We start from the raw sequence: 6,990 nt of genomic DNA, 5'->3' as shown, positions 1-6,990 counted from the left end.
CCCAACGAAGCGTGGTTAATTTCCACTGGGGGTTGCGAAGAAAATGACCGTTCTGGGGCTCGGTGAAAATGTTGCGCGCAAGCATGGCCTGCTGGCCCAGCGCGCCGCCGCCGTCGCGGCGACATTGGTGGATGCCAGCCAGGTGAGCCTGCTGGACGCCGATGATGCCGCCTCCGCCACCGGATCGGGCCGCAAGGTTTTGCTGATGCGCGGCCCGCAAGCCATTGGCAGACAAGGCGCTGCCCGCACCGTCATCAGTTATGCCGACCCCGCCAGCGAATCGGCGCTGGCCATGACCTTAGCCGCGATGGCCGGCCCCGGCGAGCCGATCGCCGCCGATCCGGAAAGCCTCGCCGTGTTCGCGCTGGCCGATCGCCTGGCCGTCAGCGATATCCCCGTGTTGATTAACGGGCCCACCGGGACCGGCAAGGAAGTGCTCAGTCGCTTCATCCATGCCCGTTCCAAGCGCGCGGCCGGACCTTTCATCGCCGTTAACTGTGCCGCGATGCCCGAGCACATGCTGGAAGCGATGCTCTTCGGCCACCAGAAGGGCGCTTTCACCGGCGCGACCGGGGCGAGCGAGGGCTTCATGCGCGCCGCTGATGGCGGCACTCTGCTGCTGGACGAGATCGCCGAACTGCCCCTCTCCCTGCAGGCCAAGCTGCTGCGCGCCTTGCAGGAGCAGGAAGTGGTGCCGATCGGCGCGACCCGGCCGATCCCAATCGATATCCGCGTGATCGCCTGCGCCAACCGCGATCTGCCCACCGAAGTTGCCGAAGGCCGTTTCCGCGCCGACCTCTACTATCGCCTCAACGTGTTCCCCCTATCGCTGCGCCCCCTGCGGGAGCGTGCCGACGATATCGCCCCGCTGGCGTTCGGCATGGCGCTGCGCCACGCCTTCAACCCGGCGCGGGTGCCCTGTTTCAACGACGCGGCGCTGGCGATGCTGAAGATCCACGCCTGGCCCGGCAACGTACGCGAACTCGAGAACGTGGTGCGCCGCGCGCTGCTGCTGGCCGGTGACGCCACCACGATCACCCCCGATCACATCGTGTTCGACAGCCCCGCCCGCCTGATCGACGTGGCGATGGCACCGGCCGAGCCGATCGTCGTGGCCGAGCCAGCCGGCCGCAAACTGTCCAGCGTGGTGCAGTTGTCCGAAGCGCGCGCCATCATCGATACGCTGGAGGCCTGTGGCGGCAACCGCCTGCAAGCCGCCCGCGAACTCGGCATTTCCGAGCGTACCTTGCGCTATCGCCTGGCCTCCTTCCGTGATGCCGGCATCGAGATCGGCCGCATGGCCGCCGGTGGCCGTCGATGAGCGGCATCTCCGGCATCGGCGGCGGCGCAGCGGGCGTCCAGCAGATCATGGCGCTGCGCCAGCAGATCATGGACCGCTCGCAGACGCTGCAGCAGCTTCACGCGCCGCAAGGCGCGCAAGCCGCCGCGCCGACCCAGCAGGCCCCGGCCAACAACTTTGCCGACGCGTTCAAGACCGCGCTCGATGGCGTCAACGCCACGCAAGTGAAGGCGGAGAACATCGCCGACGCCTATCAGCGCGGTGAAGTGACTGATGTCGCCAAGGTGATGCTGGCGCGCCAGGAGGCGGGTGTTGCGTTCGAAGCGACCCTGCAGGTGCGCAACAAGCTGCTCAGCGCCTACCAAGACATCATGCGGATGGGAGTGTGATAGATGGCTGATCTGGTTCCAGCCGCGGCCTCTCCTGGAGGTGCAGGCATGTCCGGCACGTCGATCCTAACGCCGCTCACCGATCCGGCGGGCGGCTCCGCGCTGACTCGCATCAATGCCTTCAAGGCGCAGCCCGCCGTCAAGAAGATGCTGCCGTGGTTCCTGGGCGTCGCGGCCCTGGGCGGGGCGGCGCTGACTTGGTCCGCCGTGGCGCCCTCTGCCCAGCGCACGCTTTACAGCTCGCTCAGCGACGGTGAGCGCGCCAGCGTGGTGGCCGCGCTCGATACGGCAAACATCGGCTATCATATCGATAACTCCACCGGCGCGCTGACCGTGGACGAAGGCGATTTCTACAAGGCGCGGATGCTCGTCGCGTCCGACGGTGGCCTGGCCACGCCCGAGACCGGCGACCAGATGCTGGACAAGCTGCCGATGGGTGCCAGCCGCAACCTGGAGGGGGAACGCCTGCGCTCCGCCCGCGAGCGCGATCTACAGCTTTCGATCATGGAGATCGATGGCGTCGATTCGGTCCGCGTCCACCTGGCCGAGGGTGAGAAGTCGGTCTTCGTGCGTGACAACGTGGCCCCCACCGCCTCGGTGATGGTGCGCCTGAAGTCCGGCCGCCAGCTGAGCGAGGGCCAGGTCACCGCGATCGTCAACCTCGTCGCCGGATCGGTGCCGGGGCTTTCGCCCGACTCGGTGCGCGTGGTCGATCAGCATGGTTCGCTGCTTTCTTCCAAGGCCAGTGCCGAGGACGACCGGCTCGATATGCAGGCCCGCATGGAAGACAAGCTGCGCGCCCAGGTCTCCCAGATCCTGCGCCCCATGCTGGGCGACGGGAATTTCACCAGCGAGATCCAGGTCGAGCTGAACATGGACGATGTGACGTCCGCGCGGGAAAGCTACGACAAGGACGGCGTTGTCCGTTCCGAGACCCAGGAGCAATCGCAACAGACCGGCGCGGGCGGAGCGGCCGTCGGCATTCCCGGCGTCCTTTCCAACACCCCGCCCCCCGCCACGCAGGCCCAGAACGGCCCGCCGCAGGGCACGCAGGCTCCTTCCGCCGCGCCGGGCGCCACTCCGCCGGGTAACGGCGAATCCAGCTCCACCCGTACCTACGAACTTGGCCGGGAGGTTTCCGTCTCCAACCAGCGTCCCGGCGGCATCAAGCGTGTCACCGTGGCCGTGGCGCTCAGCAAGGATGCGCTGAAGGGCGCGAAAGCCAAGGACATCGCCGATATCGAGGCGCTGGTCGGCGCCGCTGTGGGCGCGAACCCGCAGCGCGGCGATCAGGTCAAGGTCGTGATGCGCAGCTTCGAGCCGACCGACGTGACCCCGCCCGCGTTCTATGAGACGCCCTGGTTCGCCACGATCGTGCGCTATGGCGCGGCAGTAATCGCGGTGCTGCTGGTGATGCTGCTCGGCGTGCGCCCGCTGATCGCCGCCATGCGCGGTGACAAGAAGGACAAGAAGGGCAAGAAGGGCGAGGCGGCCGACGGCGAAGCAGAAGCCGAGACCGCCAGCCAGCGCACGATCGCCGCGCTGGCATCCACCCCCACGCGCGATGAGAACGGTGTCGATGTCGATATCTCGCGCGCCGAGCTCCTCGCCCGCCAGGTCGAACTGGCGCAGCGATTGGTAACCGAAAAGCACGGCAGCTCCGTCCAGGCGCTGCGCCAGATGCTGAACTCCCCACCACCCGCCGCCCCCCAAGCTGAGGCCGCCTGACATGAGCGCGCTTGCCAATCTCGATCCCGCCGGCAACGCCGCGGTCATGGTCATGCTGCTGCAGGATGATCAGGCCGCGCGCATCCTGTCAGAGCTTGAGCCGGAGGAATTGCGCCTGCTGGGCCAGAAGATGGTCGAACTGGGTGAGATCGGGCCCGAGATCATTGCCGGTGCCATCGCCGGCTTTGTTGAGAAGACCGAATCGCTGGGCCTGATGACGCACGATCGCGTCGGCCATGTGCGCAACGTGATGGGTCGCGCCGTGGGCGACGTGAAGGCCGAGAACCTGATGCGCCGCATCGCGCCCCAGGCCGCCACCAAGGCCTCCACCATCGAACTGGCCCGCTGGCTTGAGCCTGAGGCGCTGGCCCCGCTGATCAAGGGCGAGCACCCGCAGATGATCGCGGTGCTGCTGGTTCAGCTCGATCCCGAAGTGGCCGCCGCCGTGTTGCACTCGCTTCCCGCCGCCGAGCAGAGCGAGATCGTCCATCGTATCGCCACGCTGGGGCCGGTCTCCGCCGAGGCGATCACGATCCTAGAAGAATTGCTGACCCGCCGCATCGGTGAGCGCCATGGTGCGGCTCCGCTGGCGATGGGCGGCATCAAGGAAGCAGCCGGCATCATCAATGGCGCGGGCAAGGCCGTGGAAGCGCGGATCATGCCCCAGATCGCCAAGATGGACAAAGTCCTGGCGCGCAAGATCGAGGAAGAGATGTTCAAGTTCGAGCACCTCTTCGTCCTCGATGCGCAATCGATGGGCGCGCTGTTGCGCGAGGTCGAGAGCGACGTCCTGATCGGCGCGCTCAAGGGTATTCCGGAAAGCGAGCGCGAAGCGTTCTTCCGCGCCATGTCCAGCCGCGCCGCCGATGGCGTGAAGGACGAAATCGCCGCGCGCGGCCGCACCAAGCTGGCCGAAGTGGTCGAGGCGCAAAAGGCCATCGTCGCCATTGCCCGCAGATTGGCGGCAGACGGCACGATCGCGTTCGGTTCGGCCAGCGGCGGCGACAGCGACTATGTCTGAGGGCTTCACCCGCCTTTCGCTCAGCCAGCTTTCGGGCGCGACGGGGTTTCGCACCGATGCCCGCTACGCCGAGTTCCCGATGGCATCCGCGCTGGAGCCGGACGCCGCGCCGGTCCGTCTGGAGCCCGAACCCGACCCGGTGGGAGAAGCGTTCGCCCAAGGCTACACCAAGGGCTACGAGGATGCGCGCGCCGAAGCCGAAGCCATGGCGCTGGCCGATGCCGTGGCCGGAGAAGGCCTGGCGCTGGCGTTCCGCCGCATAGACGAGGCGCTGGAAGAGCAATTGCGAGAGCGGCTGCGCGATACCGTGGCCGCGCTTTGCGAAGCCGCGATCACGCCCTTCGCGCTGGACGAGGAAGCGCTGATGCACCGCGTCACCCGCGCCGCCGCGATGCTGGCGCGAGCGGACGATGAACGCGTGATCCGCATGCACCCGCAGGACCTGCAACTGCTGGCCCCGCGCATCACCGCGGAGTGGAACGTGCAGGCGGACCCCACGCTGGAGCGTGGCGCGATCCGCGTCGAGGGCACCAACGGCGGCGTCGAGGACGGGCCTGCCACCTGGCGGCGCGCCATTGCCGAGGCATTGCACCAGTGCTGACCCTGTTCGACCCGCTGCTGCGGGACCTGGCCGCCGAACCGATCGACTTGTCCCCGCGCCGCTTCGGCCTCGTTGCCGCGTGCGATGGCGGGCTGCTGGAAGTGAGCGGACTGTCCATTCCGGTCGGCGCGATGTGCCGCGTGGCGCACAAGCCCGGCACGACGCTGGCCGCCGAAGTGATCGGCTTCCGCAATGGCCGCACCTTGATGATGCTGTTGGGCGATTCGGTGATGCTGCGCCCCGGCGCGCGGGTCCATCCCGAAGGCAAACCCGGCATGCTGCCCGTCGGCGCGGCGTTCCTGGGCCGCGCGGTGGATGGCGAAGGCCTGCCGATCGATGGCGGACCGCCGATCCATGCCCGCAGCGAATGGCCCTCGGGCGGACTGCGCACCTCCGCACTTGATCGCAGCCCCGTGCGCGAGACGTTCGATACCGGCGTGCGTTCGCTCAACGCGCTGACCACGTTCGGCATCGGCCAGCGCATCGGCGTGATGGCCGGTTCGGGCGTCGGCAAGTCGGTGCTGATGGACATGATCGCACGCGGCGCGGAAGCGGACATCATCGTCGTCGGCTTGATCGGCGAGCGCGCCCGCGAAGTGTCGGACTTCGTGGAACGACATATGCACGCCGAAAAGCGCGACCGCACCGTGGTCGTGGCCGTGCCCGCCGATCATGCTCCCAACTTGCGCCTGCGCGGCGCGATGCTGGCGACCTCCATGGCCGAGCATTTCCGGGCGCAAGGCAAGAAGGTGCTGCTGATCCTGGACAGCCTGACCCGCGTGGCCCACGCCGCGCGCGAAATCGGCCTGCTGCTGGGCGAACCTGGCGCGGCGCGCGGCTATCCGCCGTCCGCCTTGGCGACGATCACCAAGCTGGTGGAACGCGCCGGCAATTCGGCGGCAAGCGGCGGCTCGATCACCGGCCTCTACACGGTGCTGGCGGATGGCGACAACCAGGACGACCCGGTGGTGGACACCGCCCGCGCCATCCTGGACGGCCACGTCGTGCTCAATCGCGCCTTGGCGCAACGCGGCCAATATCCGGCGGTGGACATCGCCGCCTCGCTCAGCCGCGTGATGAACGATATCGTCAGTCCCGATCATCAGAAGTTGGCGCGTGAGTTCCGCGCCCTGACGGCCAGCTACGAAGCCAATCGCGACCTCGTGCTGATGGGCGCCTATCGCTCCGGAGCCGATCCGCAGCTCGACCGCGCTATCGCCATGCACGAATTGCTGACGGCGTTTCTCTGCCAGTTCGGCGGGGAGATCATCGATATCGACACCAGCGCCGCGCAATTGGCGGCACTGCTGGGCCCCTGATCGACGCTTATGCATCGTTTTTCCTATTTTTTACGGCCGGATAGACTGGCAACGCGATGAACGCGGAGCAGCGCGCCCGCCTCGTGCGACTGAACCGCCTGGAGAAAATCCGCGCGATCGCCAAGCAGACTGCCGCGCGCGAAGCCGCCGAGGCAGAAAGCACTCTGTCGCAGTTGCGCATGCTGAGTGACCGCACGGGCCGCCTTGCCGCCGATTACGGTGCGCGGCGCGGCGCGGTGGATGGCGCATCGCTGCAGACGCTCACCGGCTTTGTCAGCGGCTTGGGCAGCCTGACTCGAACCACCCAGGCCGACGCGCAACGTGCCGAAGCCATTGCCGACGCGAAGCTGCGGATGCTGGGCGAAGCCGAACGCCGCCGCGCCGCCGTAGAAGAGCGCGCCAGGCTGGAAGCCAAGCTGATCGCCCGCAGCGCGGAAACGACCGTGCTGGGCAGCCGCAAGCAAACTGGCACGGACCTTGAATAGCTGACTGCGCATTTTACCGCGAAGGCTGGCCTGCTCCATGATCAACTTGTCCGCTTCTCTTCCCCATGCCCCGGCACTGCCGGGCGCGGTCCTGCCGGGTATGCCGGTCACCGGGACGGGCAGCGATGGACAGACGATTGATTTTGC

General features: G+C 67.6%; 7 protein-coding genes. All 7 read left to right on the top strand.

Annotated features, from left to right (window positions below; genetic code table 11):
- Nucleotides 1-43: 43 nt before the first annotated feature.
- From ACHWRX_RS02580 to ACHWRX_RS02550, 7 genes are read left to right on the top strand one after another with little or no spacing between them, the layout of a single operon-like run.
- Complete coding sequence (locus tag ACHWRX_RS02580; RefSeq protein WP_288485606.1) at nt 44-1,321, top strand: sigma-54-dependent Fis family transcriptional regulator; 1,278 nt, start codon at nt 44-46, stop codon at nt 1,319-1,321.
- Nucleotides 1,318-1,689, top strand: coding sequence for a flagellar hook-basal body complex protein FliE (gene fliE / locus ACHWRX_RS02575; RefSeq protein WP_394657982.1), 372 nt, complete (start codon nt 1,318-1,320; stop codon nt 1,687-1,689). The genes ACHWRX_RS02580 and fliE overlap by 4 nt, the downstream gene beginning before the upstream one ends.
- Nucleotides 1,690-1,692: 3 nt before the next feature.
- Nucleotides 1,693-3,417: a flagellar basal-body MS-ring/collar protein FliF gene (fliF, locus tag ACHWRX_RS02570; RefSeq protein WP_394657981.1), complete on the top strand. Its 1,725-nt coding sequence runs from the start codon at nt 1,693-1,695 to the stop codon at nt 3,415-3,417.
- Nucleotide 3,418: 1 nt separating this feature from the next.
- Entirely contained in the window at nt 3,419-4,438 is a 1,020-nt protein-coding gene (gene fliG, locus ACHWRX_RS02565) for a flagellar motor switch protein FliG (RefSeq protein WP_394657980.1), read from the top strand.
- Nucleotides 4,431-5,039, top strand: coding sequence for a FliH/SctL family protein (locus ACHWRX_RS02560; protein WP_394657979.1), 609 nt, complete (start codon nt 4,431-4,433; stop codon nt 5,037-5,039). Before fliG ends, ACHWRX_RS02560 begins: the two co-directional genes overlap by 8 nt.
- Nucleotides 5,033-6,358 carry a FliI/YscN family ATPase gene (locus ACHWRX_RS02555; RefSeq protein WP_058736223.1) on the top strand — a complete coding sequence of 442 codons (1,326 nt, stop codon included), beginning with the start codon at nt 5,033-5,035 and terminating at the stop codon, nt 6,356-6,358. The genes ACHWRX_RS02560 and ACHWRX_RS02555 overlap by 7 nt, the downstream gene beginning before the upstream one ends.
- A 56-nt stretch (nt 6,359-6,414) precedes the next feature.
- Nucleotides 6,415-6,843, top strand: a complete 429-nt coding sequence (locus ACHWRX_RS02550; RefSeq protein ID WP_394657978.1) for a hypothetical protein — start codon at nt 6,415-6,417, stop codon at nt 6,841-6,843.
- Nucleotides 6,844-6,990: the final 147 nt, after the last annotated feature.

Origin of the sequence: uncultured Novosphingobium sp. (assembly GCF_964277725.1) — a bacterium.
Classification (GTDB): Bacteria; Pseudomonadota; Alphaproteobacteria; order Sphingomonadales; family Sphingomonadaceae; genus Novosphingobium; species Novosphingobium fluoreni.
This window is presented reverse-complemented; position numbering and strand designations above follow the sequence as displayed.

Coding starts and splice junctions, on each gene's coding strand:
- fliF (WP_394657981.1), top strand. CDS start 1,693: ATGGCTGATCTGGTTCCAGCCGCGGCCTCTCCTGGAGGTGCAGGCATG.
- fliE (WP_394657982.1), top strand. CDS start 1,318: ATGAGCGGCATCTCCGGCATCGGCGGCGGCGCAGCGGGCGTCCAGCAG.
- ACHWRX_RS02560 (WP_394657979.1), top strand. CDS start 4,431: ATGTCTGAGGGCTTCACCCGCCTTTCGCTCAGCCAGCTTTCGGGCGCG.
- ACHWRX_RS02580 (WP_288485606.1), top strand. CDS start 44: ATGACCGTTCTGGGGCTCGGTGAAAATGTTGCGCGCAAGCATGGCCTG.
- fliG (WP_394657980.1), top strand. CDS start 3,419: ATGAGCGCGCTTGCCAATCTCGATCCCGCCGGCAACGCCGCGGTCATG.
- ACHWRX_RS02550 (WP_394657978.1), top strand. CDS start 6,415: ATGAACGCGGAGCAGCGCGCCCGCCTCGTGCGACTGAACCGCCTGGAG.